Annotated in this window: 18 protein-coding genes; 16 read left to right on the top strand and 2 right to left on the bottom strand. The window is 46.8% G+C overall.

The features are described from left to right. Positions 1–75 precede the first annotated feature (75 nt). Positions 76–1,017 carry an N-acetylmuramoyl-L-alanine amidase family protein gene (locus AC58PQ_RS24850; RefSeq protein WP_497246391.1) on the top strand — a complete coding sequence of 314 codons (942 nt, stop codon included), beginning with the start codon at positions 76–78 and terminating at the stop codon, positions 1,015–1,017. A gap of 98 nt (positions 1,018–1,115) precedes the next feature. Continuing rightward, on the top strand, positions 1,116–1,913 hold the full coding sequence (locus tag AC58PQ_RS24855; protein WP_497246393.1) for a DODA-type extradiol aromatic ring-opening family dioxygenase: 798 nt from the start codon (positions 1,116–1,118) through the stop codon (positions 1,911–1,913). A gap of 16 nt (positions 1,914–1,929) precedes the next feature. Here AC58PQ_RS24855 and AC58PQ_RS24860 read toward each other — a convergent pair whose 3' ends face one another. Further along, complete coding sequence (locus tag AC58PQ_RS24860) at positions 1,930–2,343, bottom strand: thiol-disulfide oxidoreductase DCC family protein (protein WP_497246395.1); 414 nt, start codon at positions 2,341–2,343, stop codon at positions 1,930–1,932. A gap of 138 nt (positions 2,344–2,481) precedes the next feature. On the opposite strand from AC58PQ_RS24860, the gene AC58PQ_RS24865 reads away from it, so the two are divergent. Both AC58PQ_RS24865 and AC58PQ_RS24870 read left to right on the top strand, forming a co-directional pair. Beyond that, positions 2,482–2,871 (top strand): rhodanese-like domain-containing protein, encoded by a 390-nt coding sequence (locus AC58PQ_RS24865; protein ID WP_497246397.1) that lies wholly within the window; start codon positions 2,482–2,484, stop codon positions 2,869–2,871. A 273-nt stretch (positions 2,872–3,144) separates the two neighbouring features. Beyond that, on the top strand, positions 3,145–4,383 hold the full coding sequence (locus AC58PQ_RS24870) for a DUF3048 domain-containing protein (RefSeq protein WP_497246399.1): 1,239 nt from the start codon (positions 3,145–3,147) through the stop codon (positions 4,381–4,383). An 80-nt stretch (positions 4,384–4,463) separates the two neighbouring features. On the opposite strand, the gene AC58PQ_RS24875 is transcribed toward AC58PQ_RS24870, so the two are convergent. Continuing rightward, positions 4,464–5,144, bottom strand: coding sequence for an aminotransferase (locus AC58PQ_RS24875; RefSeq protein ID WP_497246401.1), 681 nt, complete (start codon positions 5,142–5,144; stop codon positions 4,464–4,466). Between the two features lie 238 nt (positions 5,145–5,382). On the opposite strand from AC58PQ_RS24875, the gene AC58PQ_RS24880 reads away from it, so the two are divergent. The 12 genes from AC58PQ_RS24880 to AC58PQ_RS24935 all read left to right on the top strand — a co-directional run bounded on the left by AC58PQ_RS24880 (position 5,383) and on the right by AC58PQ_RS24935 (position 19,401). Continuing rightward, on the top strand, positions 5,383–5,673 hold the full coding sequence (locus AC58PQ_RS24880; RefSeq protein ID WP_029198698.1) for a YerC/YecD family TrpR-related protein: 291 nt from the start codon (positions 5,383–5,385) through the stop codon (positions 5,671–5,673). A 139-nt stretch (positions 5,674–5,812) separates the two neighbouring features. Next, positions 5,813–6,574: a sirohydrochlorin chelatase gene (locus AC58PQ_RS24885; protein WP_497246403.1), complete on the top strand. Its 762-nt coding sequence runs from the start codon at positions 5,813–5,815 to the stop codon at positions 6,572–6,574. A gap of 12 nt (positions 6,575–6,586) precedes the next feature. Beyond that, on the top strand, positions 6,587–7,576 hold the full coding sequence (locus AC58PQ_RS24890) for a diacylglycerol kinase (RefSeq protein WP_497246405.1): 990 nt from the start codon (positions 6,587–6,589) through the stop codon (positions 7,574–7,576). Between the two features lie 221 nt (positions 7,577–7,797). After that, entirely contained in the window at positions 7,798–9,198 is a 1,401-nt protein-coding gene (gene rlmD / locus AC58PQ_RS24895) for a 23S rRNA (uracil(1939)-C(5))-methyltransferase RlmD (RefSeq protein WP_497246407.1), read from the top strand. Positions 9,199–9,382: 184 nt separating this feature from the next. Beyond that, positions 9,383–9,559 carry a hypothetical protein gene (locus tag AC58PQ_RS24900; RefSeq protein WP_497246409.1) on the top strand — a complete coding sequence of 59 codons (177 nt, stop codon included), beginning with the start codon at positions 9,383–9,385 and terminating at the stop codon, positions 9,557–9,559. Next, complete coding sequence (locus AC58PQ_RS24905) at positions 9,552–10,139, top strand: ATPase (protein WP_497246411.1); 588 nt, start codon at positions 9,552–9,554, stop codon at positions 10,137–10,139. The genes AC58PQ_RS24900 and AC58PQ_RS24905 overlap by 8 nt, the downstream gene beginning before the upstream one ends. A 386-nt stretch (positions 10,140–10,525) precedes the next feature. Beyond that, positions 10,526–11,449 carry a sulfate adenylyltransferase subunit CysD gene (cysD, locus tag AC58PQ_RS24910; protein WP_497246413.1) on the top strand — a complete coding sequence of 308 codons (924 nt, stop codon included), beginning with the start codon at positions 10,526–10,528 and terminating at the stop codon, positions 11,447–11,449. 1 nt (position 11,450) lies between these two features. Beyond that, on the top strand, positions 11,451–13,190 hold the full coding sequence (locus AC58PQ_RS24915; protein ID WP_497246415.1) for a GTP-binding protein: 1,740 nt from the start codon (positions 11,451–11,453) through the stop codon (positions 13,188–13,190). Between the two features lie 398 nt (positions 13,191–13,588). After that, on the top strand, positions 13,589–13,816 hold the full coding sequence (locus AC58PQ_RS24920; protein WP_497246417.1) for a hypothetical protein: 228 nt from the start codon (positions 13,589–13,591) through the stop codon (positions 13,814–13,816). Between the two features lie 25 nt (positions 13,817–13,841). Continuing rightward, positions 13,842–14,051 carry a hypothetical protein gene (locus tag AC58PQ_RS24925; protein WP_497246419.1) on the top strand — a complete coding sequence of 70 codons (210 nt, stop codon included), beginning with the start codon at positions 13,842–13,844 and terminating at the stop codon, positions 14,049–14,051. A 222-nt stretch (positions 14,052–14,273) separates the two neighbouring features. Next, positions 14,274–17,024: an MrcB family domain-containing protein gene (locus tag AC58PQ_RS24930; protein WP_497246421.1), complete on the top strand. Its 2,751-nt coding sequence runs from the start codon at positions 14,274–14,276 to the stop codon at positions 17,022–17,024. Further along, positions 16,996–19,401 carry a DUF2357 domain-containing protein gene (locus AC58PQ_RS24935; protein WP_497246423.1) on the top strand — a complete coding sequence of 802 codons (2,406 nt, stop codon included), beginning with the start codon at positions 16,996–16,998 and terminating at the stop codon, positions 19,399–19,401. The genes AC58PQ_RS24930 and AC58PQ_RS24935 overlap by 29 nt, the downstream gene beginning before the upstream one ends. Positions 19,402–19,524: the final 123 nt, after the last annotated feature.

A 19,524-nucleotide genomic window follows, 5' to 3' on the forward strand; every position in this document is an offset into this window, starting at 1 on the left:
GGAGAAGCATGGTAGCGTTAGTTTCCTGAATGTTGGCTGTTTTTATACAGAACATAGAGAAAAGGGGGATTGCGGATGTTATATCAAAGATTGCTGCACCTCGCTGCGGTCATAATGCTTATAGGTGTGTTGGCTGCTTGTGGGGAAAAGCAGCCGCAATCAGCGGCTTCGCCTACGACAGAGGCGGTGCAGAGTGCGCTGCCTGCTAAGCAGGCAGCGGCAGCCACGGCTGCTGCGGTGGCTACCACTCCTACGTCTGTTGTACAGGCCGCACCTGCAAATACCCCGTCGCCAACGGTAGCTCCAACACCAATAGCAACACTAGCAACGAAGCCAACACCATCGATGGCGGCTGCTCCAACCACGGTGCCGATCATCTCCAAGAGCAATAAGCTTGTGATGATCGATCCCGGGCATCAGCGTGTTGGCAACAATGAGCCTGAACAAGTCGGGCCAGATACACGAGAAACGAAGGCCAAGGTCAGCTCAGGAACTGTCGGTGTACGCACGAAGAAACCAGAGTATGTGCTCAATCTGGAGGTATCCCTGCTGCTTAAAGCGGAGCTAGTTCGTCGGGGGATCAACGTTACGATGACGCGTGAGACGCATGACGTGGATATCAGCAACAAGCAGCGTGCGGATATGGCAAATGAGGCGGGCGCGGCGCTTGTTGTTCGTATTCATGCCGATGGCGATAGCGCAGCCAGTACGAGAGGTTTTTCGGTTTTGTACCCATCAGCTGCACAAACAGCTGTTAAGCCCATCGCCGCGGAAAGTAAGCTAGCCGCCGGCTATCTCCTAGCTGGCTTGCAGCAAGCCACAGGTCAAAAGGGCCGTGGTCTTTCGGCACGCGATGACCTTAGCGGCTTCAATTGGTCGAAGGTACCCGTCGCACTCGTAGAGATCGGGTTCATGACGAATCCCGAGGAGGACGAGCTGATGTCGGAGGCAGCATATCAACAGAAACTGGCTAGCGGCATTGCGGATGGGATTGCGCAGTTTGTGAACAGTAAGTGATTTCCCAGGCGAGCACGGCATTGGTTTTATTTTCATAAATTCGAGAATAATGTAGATAATTGGCACGGATTTATACGTGTGTGGGAGGGGGAGTTGCGATGTTACCAGCTTTTTTTATTGCGCATGGCTCACCGAGCTTGGCAATTGAGCAGCATGCATACACGGAGTTTTTGCAAAGACTTGCGATTTCGATCCCAACGCCTAAAGCCATCGTGCTATTCAGTGCGCATTGGGAAAGCGCAGTACAGAAGATTAGCTCGGCCGTCGAGCCAGAGATGTTGTATGATTTCTCAGGTTTCTCGGAAGAACTTTATGACATTAACTATCCGGCCAAAGGGGATCTTCCCCTAAGCCTGCATATCCAGCAGCTGTTTCAGCAAGAGGGCATACGCTGTGAGCTCAATGACAGACGAGGCTTGGATCACGGAGCCTGGGCGCCGCTCTCCATTATGTATCCCGATGCGCAGATTCCAGTGGTAACGCTGTCCGTCAATCCAAAGCTAACCCCAGAGGAGCATTATCGGATTGGTGCTGCGTTAGGTTCCTTACGGGATGAGCAGGTGCTCATTATTGGCAGCGGCGGGACGGTGCACAATTTGCGCAAACTGGATCATAACAATCCGGTGCCGCAGCTATGGGCTGTGGAGTTTGACGAATGGTTAGCGGAGCAGCTAGAAACGTGGAATCTGGAGGCGCTGATCCGCTACGACGAGAGAGCGCCGCATGCGAGGGAGGCGGTGCCGACGCCGGAGCATTTTGCTCCGTTGCTGATCGCGCTTGGAGCGGGTGATGCTTCACGGAGCGCGAAGCTGCTGCACCATAGCTTCCAGATGGGCAGCCTGAGCTTATGCTGTTGGATGTTCGGAAGTTTAGGTGCGCGTAAGAAGAATACTTAAGGTGGATGCCTGCCGCTTAATCCAGAAACCGACCCTTATGCTCCGGCTTTGGCAGCATGCACTGCTCGGTCTTGCCGAACCAGCGATAGCGGTTGCGGGCGATGAAGTTGTATCCGAGGTTTCGGATCGGAGCCGGAATCACGATGGCCGCGTAGGCTAGTGGCCAAGCGCCTCGCAAGTGACGCGCAATACGCAGGGCAGCTGAACTGCGCGTATAAGCGTGCTCATCTTGGATCAGCACAATTGTGCTGAGTTGGTCTTGGGGCAGTTTGTGTTTGGCGAGCAGTTTTTGCCCTGTCTCAGACTGGAGAGTAGCGAAGTGAAACACGCCCTTCGGGTCGTTTCGAAGGATGAACTGCACGCTACTACTGCAGAGCAGGCAAACACCATCGAATAAGATAACTGCGTGATGCTCAGTTGTTGTAGGCATAGCATTCTCCTCCATGCTGCGTGGATTTGACTCTATTTTAGTATACATCAATGGAGCTGTTCCTAGTTCGGGTGTTGATGCTACAATATGAGCATGATGTGAAAGTTTAATCGATACCGTTTAGGAAAGAGGCAGCTAATGGATAGTAATATGATTTTCAATATCGTAGCACTTGGTTTTATCGTTTGGTTTTTCTATTCTCGGTTTGCAGGTGTCAAAGGTCTGCGTAATCTTTCTTCCGATCAATTCCAAGCGGGAATGGCAGCGGACAAGGACAAGCATGTTCTCATTGATGTGCGTGAGCCTGGTGAAGTGAAGCAAGGCTACATCCCGGGGGCGGTGAATATTCCTTTATCCTCGATGGGTCGAAGATTGAGCGAGATCCCTAGGGATCGTCAGATATACCTGTACTGCAGGAGTGGCATGAGGAGCAAGCAAGCTGCGAGACTTCTTCGGAGAAATGGCTTTAACGAGCTCACTCATCTGAAGGGCGGCATCATGTCCTGGACAGGGAAGCAAACGGAATAAGTTGTTGTGAAAAAGGAGGGTGTCCCAAAAGTCATGTTATATGACGGGGGCGCTCTTTTTTCCACATAAGAAAGGCAACTGTGATGCATGCAAACATTGCAAAAGTGCAACCTTTTTTATCAAATTGTCCTCTCCATCTGAAATGCTTGCGAAAACGTAACTATTTTTCCAGTACTCCTCATGTAGGCACCTTTCTGTCCAAAAGGATGCTCTTTTGCACTAATTTAGCTATATGTAGCCGATTTCGCTGAAAAAGGATGCTCTTTCGCATCTTTGCCCCGTGGGACAGCCTTAATTGGCTTGTCAGTGGAGACGCACGCTACCACTACCCTGCTGCTGTCGAATACGTCGCTGGCTTCTATTTGCCATACCTCTAGCATATATATGTCACAGATCGATAGTCCACGAGAAGAAGAGGTGCAGCTCCCGTTGAAAATATTGCCGTTAATCCGTAAAAGAACCCGTAGCACATGGCTCATACTTGGATGCTCTGTCCTAACCCTTGCTGGTTGCAGTGAACCAACGTCCGTTACATCAACGACAACTCCGCAAACCGTCGCTGTGACGACTTCGGCCACCCCGACGCCTGCGACGCAGCCTGCCACGACAACGGTGGATGCGCAGCTCCCTTTCAAATTCCCATTAACCGGTTTGCCAACCGATCATGAGGTGAAGACCCGTCCCTATATGGTCATGGTCGAAAATGCCCCACAAGCCCGGCCCCAATCCGGCCTCGATCAAACAGACATCGTCTATGAGATCCTTGCCGAGGGTGAGATTACTAGATTCGTCTCGGTGTTCCAGAGCCAAGCTGCTGGAGCGATAGGTCCCGTGCGCAGCATTCGCCCTTATTTTGTGGAGATCGGCGATGCGTTGGATGCGATTATCGTACATGCAGGCTGGAGTCAGGATGCGATGGATATGATGGCGGGCCGCAAGCTAGCCCATCTCGATGAAGTCTATGGCGATGGCGCCTACTATTGGCGCTCCACCGATCGTAAGGCACCGCACAACCTGTATACCTCCGTGGATAAAATGAAAAAAGGTGCCGAGGCGCGCAAGTTCCGCACCGAATGGAACGGGCCTTTACTCACGTTTGCCAAGGTAGGACAAAGTAAACTCACGGGCGCAGCCGTTCATTATATTCAAATTCCTTATCTCATGGGGTATTTCGCTTCTTATGACTACGATGCTGCTGGCGGTGTGTACAAGCGCTCTATGGAAGGCAAGCCGCATCTCGACAAGGAAACTGGGAAGCAGCTGCAGACGAAGAATTTGCTTGTTCTAGAGAGCAAGCATCAGATCATCGATAAAGAGGGACGCCGGATTGTCGATGTGTTCGGTCCGAACAAGGGCATGATCTTCCAAGAGGGCATGTCCCAAGCGATCACGTGGGAACGCAAAAACGGCATGCTCCGCGCCTACGCCAGCGATGGCAAGGAAGTGCCGCTGCTGCCGGGCAACACATGGGTGCAGATCGTGCCGGAGGGGACGAAGTTGAAGGTGGAGTAGGGTGGCTGACGAAATTAGCGGGAGGTTTTCCCGCTAATTTGTTTGCCTATCGCCATGGAGCTAGGGCCTCGCACCAAGCACTATCTGCGCTTCCGCTTAGCCGTACCGGATCGGGCGCCGCCTTTGCGTCTTTTGGCTGTGCCGGATTTCTTGCGGCGTTTGCGTTTCGGACGGAAGACCTCCTCAACATCTCCGGCGGCGACCTTACCTTTGCCGACAGAGCCAAGGAGTGTTTTCACCATCGGTGCCATTTGTTGAAAGGTAGACATGAACTTCTGAACCTTGCCCATCGTTCCGATGATGCCGTCAATACCACCCATCCGCTCCACGAAACCGGAGATTTGCTTGATATTTAAGCCGCTAAGCGGGTTCGAAGAACCTCCAGCACCACCACCGCCGCCAAGGAGATTGCTTAGGAAATTACCACCACCGCCACCGCCGGCATTGCCGCCACCACCGCCGCCAAGGAGATTACCTAGGAAGTTACCGCCGCCGCCACCACCGGCATTGCCACCGCCACCGCCGAATAAACCACCGCCTGTATTGCCGCCACCGCCGCCAAATAATCCGCCACCGGTATTTCCACCAGCAGATGAGCCGCCGAAGAAGCCGCCACCGCCACCTCCACCACCGAAGGGATTACCACCGCCTAAGCCTGGGTATTGACCAAAGCCTTCACCTGGAAGGGTTAAGCTCCTTGTTTCCACTACTTCAGGACGATTTCCGCCATTACCAATAATTTGTTGTCTTGGGTTGGTCACTAGGATTCACGATCCTTTTTATCAGATTTGTCTCCTACAGGATATGTCACTTGCCTACCTTTGGTATGGACGAATGTCACGGGTGCCCGCGATTTGTTGCAATTTAGCCAATTAACGCATAGAAATTTTAAAGTTCTGCTATCCTAAAGGAAGGAATTGCTGGGGACGTGTCGAATGATACACAGGAGCTTAGAGAACCTATGAGCTAACATGCTTTTTGACCGGGAGTTGACAGCAGATGCAATTAAAAAAATTAAATGATAAAGCCATAGACCAGCTTTTTGAAGCTGTACTAACATTGAAGGATATTGAAGAGTGTTACGTCTTTTTTGATGACTTGTGTACCGTGAATGAGATTCAGTCGCTTTCGCAACGCCTTGAGGTAGCTCGTATGCTGCGCAAGGGATGTACGTATAACCAGATCGAAGCGGAAACAGGGGCTTCTACAGCAACCATTTCGCGAGTCAAAAGGTGCCTGAATTACGGGAACGATGGTTATGTGCTGACATTGGATCGTTTAGGTCGTTAAATAATTGGGTCGCCGAATCCTGTATTACCTCGTGTAATGCGGGGTTTTTCCTGTTTAAGGAAGCTTCAAATTGACATAGAGGAACACATTCGTTAGCATAGGAAGATAGGTTTAGTTCGTACGGGTGGGGGAAGTTTGAATGAGTAAGTATGGTGTGCTTGTCATAAGCCATGGATCCCGTGATGAAGGCTGGGTTCAGCTGGTGGAGGATGCCGTGAATGCGGTTCGGATGCCTGATTCCATGCTCATTTATGCCTCATATCTGGAGCTCGTCGAGGGTAAATTGATACAAGATGGTATTTACAGTTTGGAAGCGCAGGGCGTGACCGACATCATCGTCGTTCCGCTGTTCGTGTCCTCTGGGAGTACACATATTGATGAGATCAGCTACGCATTAGGCGTTATCGCCGAGCCAGTGCTTGAAACCGACATGGAGCTCATGCAGATCCAGGCGCGGATTCATTTTACATCACCGATCGATGATCATCCGGATATTGCAGCGATTATTTATAGCAAAATACAAGAGCTTTCCGAGTCGCCTAAGGAGGAGATTCTCCTTCTGGTGGGGCATGGGAGTAAAGAAGAAGGCTTCCACCAGAGGTGGCGCCAAGGGTTAGAGCAGCTCGCGGAGCGGGTGAAAGAGCTCGGCGGCTTTGCCGAGGCGGATATTGCCATGCTTTTGCCGGATCAACTGGCAGAGAAGATGGCTTGGTGGGCGCGTGAAAAGCCTGCTTTCACCGTGATTGTTGCACCGCTTTTTCTTAGTGTTGGGTATTTTACGAGTAGAGTGATTCCTTCCCGTTTGGAAGGGTTCAATTATCAATATCATGGACAGGCATTGTTGCCTAGTCCGCTAATTTCCAAATGGATTGAGGGGCAGATTGCCTCCGTATTCCCATAAGGTGAACAGGGGATGAACACAGTGGTCAAACGTGCACGACTGATCTATAATCCGACTTCAGGCCGGGAAGAAATGAAAAAAAGATTGCCCGAAATCCTCCAGCGCTTGGAGCGCGGCGGGTTTGAAACATCCACTCACGCGACCATCGGTGAAGGAGATGCTACACTTGCAGCTTCCGAGGCGGTAAGACGTGGGTTTGATTTAATTATCGCGGCGGGCGGCGATGGTACGATCTGCGAAGTCGTTAACGGCATGGCCGAAAAAGAAGGCAGACCGCCGCTCGGCATTTTGCCGCTCGGGACGACGAATGATTTTGCGCGTGCGCTCGGTATCCCCAAGAACTTGGAGTATGCTTGCGACCTTATCATTCAGCAGTATTCAACCGCCATCGATGTAGGCAAAATCAACAACCGCTACTTCATCAATATCGCCGGGGGCGGCTCGATGACCGAGCTGACGTATGAAGTCCCGAGCAAGCTCAAAACGATGATCGGCCAGTTGGCCTATTATATGAAGGGACTCGAGAAGCTGCCTAGGCTGAAGCCAATCGAGCTCTATATTAAAGCAGGCGATCGCGAGATGCATGAAGAAGTCATGCTCTTCCTCGTGGGCAACACCAACTCCGTAGCCGGATTTGAGAAGCTAGCTCCAGAAGCCAGCATGAATGATGGCATGTTCGATGTGATCATTTTGCGGAAATGTAACCTCGCAGAATTCATCCGCATCGTCACACTCGCGCTGCGCGGCGAGCATTTGAGTGACCCGAATCTGATCTATTTTCAGACGAATCATATCGAAATTAACTCCCCTGACTACGTTCAACTGAATCTTGACGGTGAGTTTGGCGGGACATTGCCTTGCGTGATGACGAATTTGCAGGGACATTTGCAGGTGATTGTCGATGAGTCCGGGCAGTCGATTTATAAAAAGAAGTTTTTTGATACATTGACCACGCCGTTTCAGTTGAGAGGGCATGGGAATGGGCATGATGATCATGAGTAGGGTTTGAAAAAGCTGCGTGACAAGAGCTTAAACATGATTAATTTTAGCTAGAATTAAGTGAGGTTATTATGAAAGCAAAAGGGACATCTGGCTCTGCGCCAGGTAAACATAGAGGTAGTGGCAAATCGGGCTCTGCAGCGACGGGGCAAAGAAGAACGGAAAGTTCGGGGAATAACAGAGGCTCAGGAAACAACAGAGGGAAAAAAGAAGTGCCAGCTTGGATGGCAGGCTTGCCTGTGCAAATCGGGCAGCAATATGAGGCTGAGATCATCGGGATCAGCCATGATGGCGAAGGGGTGGGCCGTGTGAACGGCTTTACCCTTTTTGTTGCGGGGGCGTTGCCGGGTGAGCGTGCGCTAGTTCGGGTGAACCATTTGAAAAAGCAGTACGGCTACGCAGGGTTGGTGGAGCTACTGGCGGTGAGTCCGGATCGCGTTGCTCCTGACTGTAGCATTTATGATGAGTGCGGCGGCTGTCAGCTGCAGCATTTGAGCTATGAGGCGCAGCTTCGGGTGAAGCGGCAGCTGGTCGTGGATAATTTAGTACGGATTGGGAAGTTGCAGGTGGCGGGTGAATCAGGTGAGGATGAAGGTCAAGGGATCGTTGTTCATCCTACGTTGGGGATGACCGATCCGTGGCGGTATCGGAACAAGGCTCAGGTTCCTTTTGGGGAAGAGCGGGGCGGCCTCATCGGCGGATTCTATGCGCAGGGCAGCCATCGCATCATCGATATGGAGGCTTGTCTGATCCAGCACGAGGCGAACGATGAAGTCGTTGCACGGGTGAAAGAGATTGGCTCTCGGCTAGGAATCCGCGCGTATAGTGAAGAGACAGGGACCGGCCTTCTGCGCCATGTCGTCGTCAAAGTCGGCTTCCGCACGGGCGAGGTCATGGTCGTTCTTGTTACTAATGGTGTTGTGATTCCTCGTGTCGAGGAATGGGTAGCTGGGATTCGCGAGGCTCTGCCTGCGGTGAAGAGCATTTGCCATAACATTAATGTGAGGCAGACCAATGTTATTTTTGGGGATGAGACGCGCGTCCTGTGGGGCAGCGAGGTCATCTATGACTATATCGGCGAAGTGAAATTTGCCATTTCCGCGCGATCCTTCTTTCAAGTGAACCCCGTGCAGACGGAAGTCTTGTACGGGAAGGCACTTGAGTACGCCGCGTTGACCGGCGGCGAAACTGTCGTCGATGCCTACTGCGGCATCGGTACGATCTCCCTGTTCCTAGCGCAGCGCGCGGGACAGGTGTACGGCGTCGAGATCGTCGAAGAGGCGATCTCGGATGCACGTAAGAATGCCGAGTTAAACGGCATGACGAACGTGCACTTCGAGGCAGGACCCGCCGAGGTCGTCCTGCCGGAGTGGACACGTCAGGGCGTTCGGCCCGACGTGATTGTGGTTGACCCGCCGCGCAAGGGCTGCGACTCGGCGCTGCTGGCGACCATCCTCGAGCTGCGGCCGCAGCGCGTGGTGTACGTGTCGTGCAGCGCATCGACACTGGCGCGCGACCTGCGCGTGCTGGTCGATGGCGGGTACGGCGTCGCGGAGGTGACGCCCGTGGATATGTTCCCGCATACGACACACGTTGAAAATGTCGCACTGCTCATTCGGACCTGATACAAGGTCCAATTTCTTGTTTTATTCGGTAGACATTGTAAAAAGCAATACGCCACAAGCTGATTCCTGTACTCATCAGGAGTCAGCTTATTATTTCCGTTGTGGCTTGGTCCTCATAATAAAATCTTTTTATGTTATAATGAATAAAATGTTTGTTGATTTTTAGGTATAGGACGGTGGATATATGAATCAAATCAAAGATCTCCAAAAACTTATCAAACTCACTGGTGATCGAGCAAAGTTGGATGCTAAGGCGAATGAAACATATATTGTTTATAAAACCGTAGAAGGCCAGATTGTAAAGGAATACAATAATGGTCATGTTATTCCTGTAACCGAGCAGGATACCTCACATGCATGAAATGTCACCGATCATGTACATTTTTGCTGGGAACAATGGAAGCGGGAAAAGTACAATTCGAAATCTCATTGTTGATAGGCTCGGAATAAGTGTGAATATTGATCCTGATGCTTTAGCACGAGCAATTGATTCGACTCATCCTGAAAGCCGTAAAATATCAGCAGGGAAAGAAGCCATTAAATTGGCCAAAGACTGTATTCGAAACAGGCGCGATTTTTCTGTGGAAACTACACTGGCTGGTGGTAATGCCATCCGGCTTATGCGTGATGCCAAGGCCAATGGGTTTGAAGTTACAATGTTTTATGTCGGTCTAGGCGATTATCATCTGAATCTTGAGAGAGTGGCAGTGCGAGTGAAAAACGGTGGACATTATATCCCTTCTGAAGATATCATAAGGCGGCATCAAACATCGATAAAAAATTTACTCGCTCATCTTGATTTAATGGATCATTTAATTGTGATCGACAACAGTCTGTCGGAGGGAAGAATTATTTTGGGTTCGGACGATGGCTCAATAACTTATCGGTCAGACTCCGTTCCATCTTGGATTGAATGCATTGTGCAAAAGCTTGAACCATAACAAGAACAGTCATGTAATTAGTGCTGTTCTTTTCTTCTTTTAAGAGTGAATTCATAGTTGCTCTAAACCCATTCGAAATCCAAAACGGAATGATAAGATCGAACTTATTGGCAGAGTCTTTAGACGCCTTTAATAAACATGCCCATAAATGTTCATCGTAGGTGGGGGATTGAGTAACAACTTTAATTCATTATGAGTAGAATATGTAATGTTCTCATGGGTAAATGTACTAAGGTTCGACTCCCTACGCTTTTCTGAATCCTTCCGTGCAGGCGTAACAAAAAGTGTGGGAATTTACTTTCTCCCACTTTGCATGAAAGCCACAATCTGTTAGTATATAAAGAAAGACGATAGATTTAGTAAGGATTAAAAGGAGGCACCTTTCCATGGAAAAACTGATGCTTGATTCTATAGATGAAATGACGCATCTGGATCAACTCGAGGCTGAAGCGATTTATATTATTCGAGAAGTAGCGGCGGAATGTGAAAATCCCGTAATGCTGTATTCGATCGGTAAGGATAGTTCCGTGATGCTGCATTTGGCGCTGAAAGCTTTTTATCCAGAGAAGCCGCCATTTTCTTTCATGCATATTGATACGACGTGGAAGTTCAAAGAAATGATTGAATTCCGCGATCGTAAAGCCAAAGAATTCGGAATCAACATGATTGTTCACTCCAATCAGGATGGGATTAATCAAGGGATCAACCCGTTCGATCATGGTTCCGCATATACGGATATTATGAAAACCCAAGCCTTGAAAGAAGGATTGGACAAATACGGATTTACGGCTGCATTCGGCGGCGGAAGACGTGACGAGGAGAAGTCGCGTGCGAAGGAGCGGATCTTCTCTTTCCGTAATAAGAATCATGCCTGGGATCCGAAAAACCAACGGCCAGAAATGTGGAAGCTTTTTAATACAAGAATCAATAAAGGTGAAAGCATCCGCGTATTCCCGATATCCAACTGGACGGAAAAAGACATCTGGCAATACATTCGCAGAGAAAACATCGATATTGTGCCTCTCTATTTTGCAAAAGAAAGACCTGTCATCAATCGCGATGGACATATGGTCATGGTGGATGATGATCGCTTGAAACTTGAGCCTCATGAGAAAATTGAAATGAAGAAGATGCGGTTCCGCACATTAGGCTGCTATCCACTTACTGGTGGAGCCGAGTCGGATGCGGACACGATTGATGCCATTATTGAAGAAACGCTTGGTGCGGTTTCATCCGAACGGACAACTCGGGTAATTGATCAAGAAGCGGCGGGAAGTATGGAAAGACGTAAACGGGAGGGTTATTTCTAAAATGAAAAGTCTTCTTAAATTTATTACTTGCGGAAGTGTAGACGACGGAAAATCCACCCTAATTGGACATATGCTGTATGAGGCCAAGCTATTATTTGCCGACCAGGAAAGAGCGTTAGAGCTGGATAGCAGATTGGGCAGCCGCGGCGGCAAAATTGACTACTCCTTGCTTCTAGATGGGTTACTGGCGGAGCGCGAACAAGGGATTACGATTGATGTGGCTTATCGATATTTTACGACGGACGACCGTTCTTTTATCGTAGCGGATACGCCTGGGCACGAAGAATATACCCGTAACATGGCTGTTGGCGCATCATTTGCGGATCTGGCTATCATTCTTGTGGACGCAAAGAAAGGGGTTATCACCCAAACCAAGCGTCACACTCGGATTTGCGCACTTATGGGCATTAAACATCTTGTTTTAGCTGTGAATAAAATGGATTTAGTGGGTTTTGATCCTAAGATATTTGATGCGATTAAAAATGAATTCTTGCAATTGACCGCTGAGTTTCACTTCCAAAGCATTCAGGTGATCCCTGTTTCCGCTACAGAAGGGGATAACATTACGAAAAAATCGCCAAATACCCCTTGGTACGAAGGGCTTGCTTTGCTGCCGTATTTGGGAAATGTGGACGTTCATCAGATCGACAATACGAAGCAATTTATGATGCCGATTCAACGTGTATGCCGTCCGGATCATACTTTCCGCGGTTTCCAAGGCCAAATTGAGGCTGGGCGTATCGGGGTTGGCGATGAGCTGATAACTTTGCCAAGTCATGAGAAGGCGAAAGTCAAACGGATCCTCGTAGGAGACCAAGATCGCGATTATGCCTATGCTGGTCAGCCCGTAACCATTCAATTGGATCGGGAAGTCGACGTTTCGCGAGGCTGTGTGTTCACAAAGGACAGTCAGCTGCAAGAGGCGGACAGTTTTAGTGCTACGATTCTTTGGATGGATGATTCCGTACTGACGCCAGGCAAAAACTATCTGGTCAAAGTAGGAACGAAAGTCCTGCCAGGTACCGTTACGGCCATTAAGCATAAAATTGAAGTGAATACGGGAAAAACGGTTCCAACCGATCATATCGTCAAAAATGAATTGGCAACATGTGAGTTTTCTTTATCTGACAATATCGTTATTGATTCTTTTGAACAAAATAAAAGTATTGGCGGATTCATTCTGATTGATCGTGTCACCAATATGACATCTGCTTGCGGAGTGATTGAGCAAATCCATCAAGGCTCCGATAAATCTGTACAACTAGATACGGAAATCACCAGAGATGTTCGTGCCCAGCAAAAAGGTCAGAATCCGTTGACCCTTTGGTTCACGGGTTCGGTCTCAGATCAATCGGCCCTTGCGAAGGAAGTCGAAAAACGATTGGTATCGACAGGCCATCATACGATGTTACTGGGGAATGGCCAAGGAGAATCGTTGCAGCGAGTAGCTGAGGTTGCCAAATTGATGAACGATGCTGGACTTATTGCATTGGTATCGAATGTTTTCTCGAACATTAACGACCGAGAAACCGCGCGAGACATCATTGGCAAAGAATATATTGAAGTTTATGTAAACGGACCGCTTGCAGGTAGCTCGAGCACAAATGATACACCTGGGAATCCGAAAATCGAAGTCGATTTAAGCAAGTTCTCAATCGAAGAAGCTGCAAATTATGTCGTGAAACGAATTATCAATTATTTAATTAATGATAGTAGTCGTGGACAATTCCTTAATTTCTAGATAGTATCCCTACATCAACGTGATGTAGGGACTTTTTTTGCCCGCGGCAGGGGGCACTGTTAAGACTATATTGGTGTAAAATTGGAGTTAATGGTTATCATGTCGTTCATGTATCAAGGGCAGTCCAACAATTTGATTTCGTTTAATGCCGAAGAGAGGCTTGGCGTTGAATGGAGGAAAGTAGGTTAGCTTGCTAACAGGTTGGTATCGGTTTAGTTGCGTAGAATCGCTTGAGAAATGCTGGGAAAAATGATTTCCGTTTAAACTTGCTGTTTCGAAGTTGTTGCGGATGTTTAATCATGGATTGGTTAAAGATAGTGGTTTGCATTTTAGAATCAAATATTGGCTACAAAATAATATGATATAATCCCAATATACTCAATTGGGAGGGAACTGTAATGGCACTTATTAGAAATATAAGTAAAATATCAAGAAATTCAAGATTGCAAACAGAGGCAGAATCTACTTACAATGTCTTGATTCAAAATGGAAGGAAGTATATCCAGATTAATACTTATGGATCAAAGGATCGGGTACATACAAACGTAGTCAGTCAAAGTATTCAATTAGAAGAGCATTCGGCTAAACAACTTATAGATATTATCAAATCCGAGTTTTCTTTGTAAATCCCATTGGGGAGGGAATATTCTAATGGCTACATATAAGGAGATTCAAGATTATATAAAACAAAAACATGGCTATATTCCTAAATCATGTTGGATCGCGCATATGAAAGAAGTAAATGGTCTTCATCCCAAAATGTCACCTAGAAGATATTCCCCCAACGCTAGAGTGCATCCATGTCCTATAGAAAAACAAGATGATATTAAAGATTCATTCCAATATTTTAAAATGATCTAAAATATAATGTGTACTCTAAGCCTATGCCTAATTGGTAAAGGTTTTTTTGTGCCTATCTATCAGCAAAGATAATTTTGGCTTAAATTAAGAGAGAATCAAACTGGTGTAGTCCCTCTATAATTTAGAAAAGGAGGGGATGCTCTCTTTTTGTCGAATGGATAGGACAAATATCTACATTTGTCCAAATTCTCTAGACACTCTTTCAAGAAACAGGTGATAAATTTGTCTCTACCAATAGAACTCCAAAATATATTCTCCAACAAACAAAAATCCTATAAAATGGTGCTCATCCTTGCACTCTTAACAGAGATGCAAGCAAGCGGATCGAGACTTGTATCCCTACTAAACTTAAAACAGCGCTTCCTATCACTACTCCAAGAAAGAGAGGCAAACGGTCAACTTGTCGACCAGCCTCCTGAGAAGGCCGGAACTACCTGGAACGGTATGAATGTAAACAATGTTCAGTCTGTCATATCTACCCCAATTACAGCACTTTCCGCTATTCTTGACCAAAGTGAGGATTCAATCGGCTTCAAGGAAGAGCTCTACGAATCGTGGTCTAACGAAGTGCAAAGTGAACTTTATGATTACGCCAAGTCGGAATTAGCGAACTACTATAATCAGCAAAGTAACGATAGTTTCTCTCTAAAGGAAGCCCTAACCGATATTTTATCCACCTACCTAACCGCAAAGAGGGAGCCCTTTACAGGACACAGACTAGGCAACTTTGTACGCCAAGTAATCCCCGCAGCTCTAAGGAAACTCCCATTTATTCATTCTGAATTAAAGATTCAAGGATCTGTTGGACAGGGCAACTGGGCAACGATTCCGTGGATCTCGGTCATGGATAAGCGTATTACAGAGACTACCCGAGAAGGCGAGTATCTGGTTTACCTATTCGCGGAAGATATGAAGTCAGTCTACCTTACTTTTATTCAAGGAGTTACAATCCCAGTTGCTGAGAAAGGCAAGGTTGCCGCTTATCAATATTTCAAACAAAAAGTAAATGATATTAGACACATGCTCCCCTTGGAAGGCATGATCAAAGACGATGCCATTTATCTAACGTCAGGCGGTCTAGGCCAAGACTATCAAGTTTCTACGATAGCTTACTATCGCTACGATATAGACCAAATGCCAGATGACGATCAGTTACTCTCCGACCTTAACAATGCTGTCACCAACTACAACGCATATGTTTTTAAGAAGGTCAATCCTGCTGAGGAACCCGAAACCTCACTTAGTTTTAACTATACGATAAGCCATTTGTATGCTGGTCAAGGCATTATAAAATACCTTCCCGATAAGGGACAACTGTCTATTTCATTAGATGAATTAGTAGCCAATCAAGCCACTGTTCTTCTCTCCGGAGATGATGTGAAGCACCCCAAAGAGAGAATCAAGCATCTGGGACGAGCTTTGCGAGATCTAGGTTTAATCACAATAAATGAGAACGAATTCTCATTAACTGAACTAGGTCAGGAATATGCAAACCATTTTAACGAAAATAAATGGACCCTTAGTGAAACACAAGTCAGACTGATTCGAGAGTACTTAACCAATGCTGAAGCTCAATCTCCTCTTGTTAAAAGCATCAACAGAGCTATCCAAATCTGCAAAGAACTAGAGTCCTTCACCTTAGACCAATTCGCTCCGAAATTTAACGAAGCACTAGGAACATTGGAAACCTGGGGAGAAGTTACCCAGAAACAACGATCTATTTTCATGCTTAACTGGTTAGAGATATTAAAGTTTGTTTCTAAATCAAGTCAGCAGTACACGTACACGGAGTGGGAGGAGACGCCTCTGGTGGATTCACTAATGGTAATCGAGCGAGTAGCCACAATCAAGAATTTCATTGCAAACAAAGGCTTCATGTACCCTGACCATTGGATCGAGAACTTCTTCCTATCGCTAAAAGCAAAGCCATTCGTCATCCTTGCAGGGGTATCAGGCACTGGGAAAACGAAGCTAGTGAAGCTGTTCGCTGAGGCTGTTGGCGCGACGGCGAGTAATGGTCAGTTCTCATTAGTTCCTGTCAGACCAGATTGGAGTGATCCTTCGGATCTATTGGGGTACAAGGATTTATCGGGGGCTTTTCGTCCTGGAAAGTTAACGGAGATATTGGTTGAGGCTTCAAAGCCAGGTAATCAACATAAACCATATTTTATCTGCTTGGATGAGATGAATTTGGCTAGGGTTGAGCATTATTTTAGTGATCTGCTGAGCGTGCTTGAGACACAGGAGTGGCATAACCAAAGGATTGTAACAACGCCGCTTATACATATAGACTCCTTACAAAATGAGTCAGATAAGAGGCTGTATGGCAACCTCTATTTGCCAGACAATGTGTACATCGTAGGAACGGTAAATATGGATGAGACCACGCATCCTTTTAGCAAAAAGGTATTAGACCGTGCGAACACAATCGAGTTCAATTACATTGAGCTTGGTCAATATCCATCGTTGGAAGAACTCTCAGAACATGCAAATGTCCCCATGCCTCCTAATTCAGTATTGCGGAGTGAGTATTTGCAGCTTGTAGATGTGTATCGGGACTATAAGGAGTTAACGGAAGATACGACGGAGTTATTGGTGAAAATCAATGGCATTCTAGAGCAGATCCATTCCCATGTAGGGTTTCGTATTCGGGATGCGGTGTGTTTCTATATGATTTATAACGAACGATTTGGATTGCTAAGTAAGGAAGCGGCGTTCGATATGCAGTTGCTACAGAAGATTTTGCCTCGTATCCAGGGTAGTAGCGCATCTGTGAAAAAAGCTTTGCTACAATTAATGCAAGTGGCTCAAGATCGTAGCCTACCTATTTCAGAATACATGGAAGATGCCTCTAAGCTTTATCTTTCTATGGAGACATTGACAGCGTCCAAATATCCACATAGCGCAAGGAAAATCGCCTTCATGCTACGGAGGTTAGAAGAAGATGGATTTACCTCATACTGGATCTCTTAATCAAAGTAGGGAATTGCTGCGGATTGAGACGAATTTGTTTAATCTCTATATTCAGGGCAAGCCGTTCCATCCTACTGTTGAGACTTTGAATCTCCATCGTAACGTGGATCAAGAGTGGGTGGACGCGCATTTTCATGTTGCCTCGCTGAAAGATACGCTAACTATTGAAACGATTGCTGTTTTCTCCCATGAGCATAGGGTTGTAAGGAGCTGGAACTCGGGTGATGCATGTACACCAACTTTTTATGAGACGCAGGCCTATGAGCTGGTGATCGAAAAGAAGGCTGATATTGCGTTATCTTTTTACCATGATAATGTTCATTTGAGGCAGGCCGTTAAGCCGCTAGGGAAGATGATTTTGTCGGGGATTCTTAATTTTCAAAATGAAGTCGGTCAGTCCGAACTTGAACTTCGTTTGAATGGTGAGGCTGTTTTTCGTCTCCAGCTGGAGATTTTTCCGGCCAAAATTGATTATAAGAAAGACTATCAAATGATTCTTAACGACGTGAATGCACAGATTTATAACTTATCCTTTGATTTTTTGCGCAAGACATTTAACATGACCGGTCTGAAAGAGACGAATCATCAGAGTTTGACGGAGTATTTTACGATCCTTCAGCATATATTTACGCAGCTTGTTCAGGCTGTTGAACGGATTAAGCTCTCACCCCATTCCATGCTTCAGAGTGAGAATCGCCTAGTAGACGCTGCACGTGTCAAAAGAGCTGGCAAAGAAAACATTGGCTACCTAGCCAAGCGCCCCCAACTTTTAGTGAAAGACTCGGTGAACGGGGTTATTTCAATAAGTGGAGAGCGATATACTCCAACCCACATGCTAGAAAACAGGCGTCACGTTAATTATGATACGGCTGAGAATCGTTTTGTGAAGTGGGTGCTTTTACGAATTGGGCAAAAGCTTAAGGATATTAAAACACGTTTGGCTCAGAAAAGCCGCGTGGAAGATCCTGAACTTACGAGGAAATTGAATTTAATGCTGAGTCATGTGCAACGGTTGTTGCAGCATGATTTTCTAAATGTAGGTGAGATGAGGCAGTTATCGATATCCTTGGTCTTACAGATGGCATCAGGGTACCGAGAGGTGTATCGTTATTATTTAATGCTATTAAAAGGTTTGTCGATTCAGAATGATCTATTCCGACTCTCGATGAAAGATTTGGCTCAACTCTATGAATACTGGTGTTTCTTGAAGATTCACCATCTTTTAAGCAAAAAATATGAGTTACTGAAACAAGATATTATCAAACTCAACCGAAGTGGACTGTTCGTTACACTAGATAAGTCGCAGCAGGCTAAGATGGTGTATAAGAATCCTATGAATGGCGAGATTTTCACACTGTTTTATAATGCACTGCCTAAGGGTGATAAGAGTCCGACTCTTTCCCAACGGCCAGATAATGTCCTGACTTTGAAGAAGAACGATGCCGCGGCGGAGTATAAATACATCTTTGATGCGAAATACCGGATTAATCCGGGTTATGAGGGGACGCCCTATTTCGATAAATACAAGATGCCCGGACCAGAAGAAGACGATATTAACACGATGCACCGTTATCGGGATGCGATTGTCTATTCGGAGGGGCAAGGTCGAGAGTTCGAGCGGAGCATGTTTGGGGCCTATGTGTTGTTTCCATACCATGATGAAGAGCGGTTCCAACAGCATAAGTTTTATAAAAGTGTGGAGCTGATCAACATTGGGGCTTTTCCCTTTTTGCCGAATTCAACGAGCTTAATGGAGAAGTTCTTGGACGAGATCATTATGGATAGTCCTGAGAAAGCATACGAACGGACGACGAGACCGAGAGGTACGAAAGAGTACTACAAGGATAAGATGTCTGGTAAGAATGTCTTGGTTGGTGCACTAAGTAAAAAGCCTCAGCTGGAGGCTGCTTTAGAGCATGGATTTTACCATACGCCTTTGCGCAATATTACAGACCACAAGGTACTGACTCGCATTGAGTACGTGGCGTTGTACCAGTCCATTCGTTTGTTTAGCAAAGAAGAAGCAGGTATTTCCTGGTATGGAAGAGTGAAGAGTTGGAAGGTTATTCCACGCTCCGCGATTACTGCAATTCCCTCAAGTCGAGGTGCGACGGATGAGCTTTATGTTGTATTTGAAGTGGACAAGTGGCTCCAAAGAGAGACCGCTATTGCTCCCGCGGGACATGGGATTTATCGAATTCTGTATACGACGGATTATATGCTTAACCGGGCAAAGGAAGTGTCTGAGCTGCGCTTGGAAACGGAAGAGGAGCTTCGCGATTGGCGAGAGAAACGGCGTGTGGGTAAGGTTCGCGTGAAGCTGGATCGGGAGCATGTGGATTTGGGGAGTTCGGTTGTGGGGATTGAAGTGGAGTAGGAGATTAGTAAAGCAAATGAGCACCCGATTATCGGGTGTTTATTTTATATTACAAAATGGAAGGATTTATGTAACATATCGAATTTATCCAATGACAGCCTACTATCCCACTTGAATATGGAA

The sequence above is a fragment of the Paenibacillus sp. J22P143 genome (genome assembly GCF_059692035.1).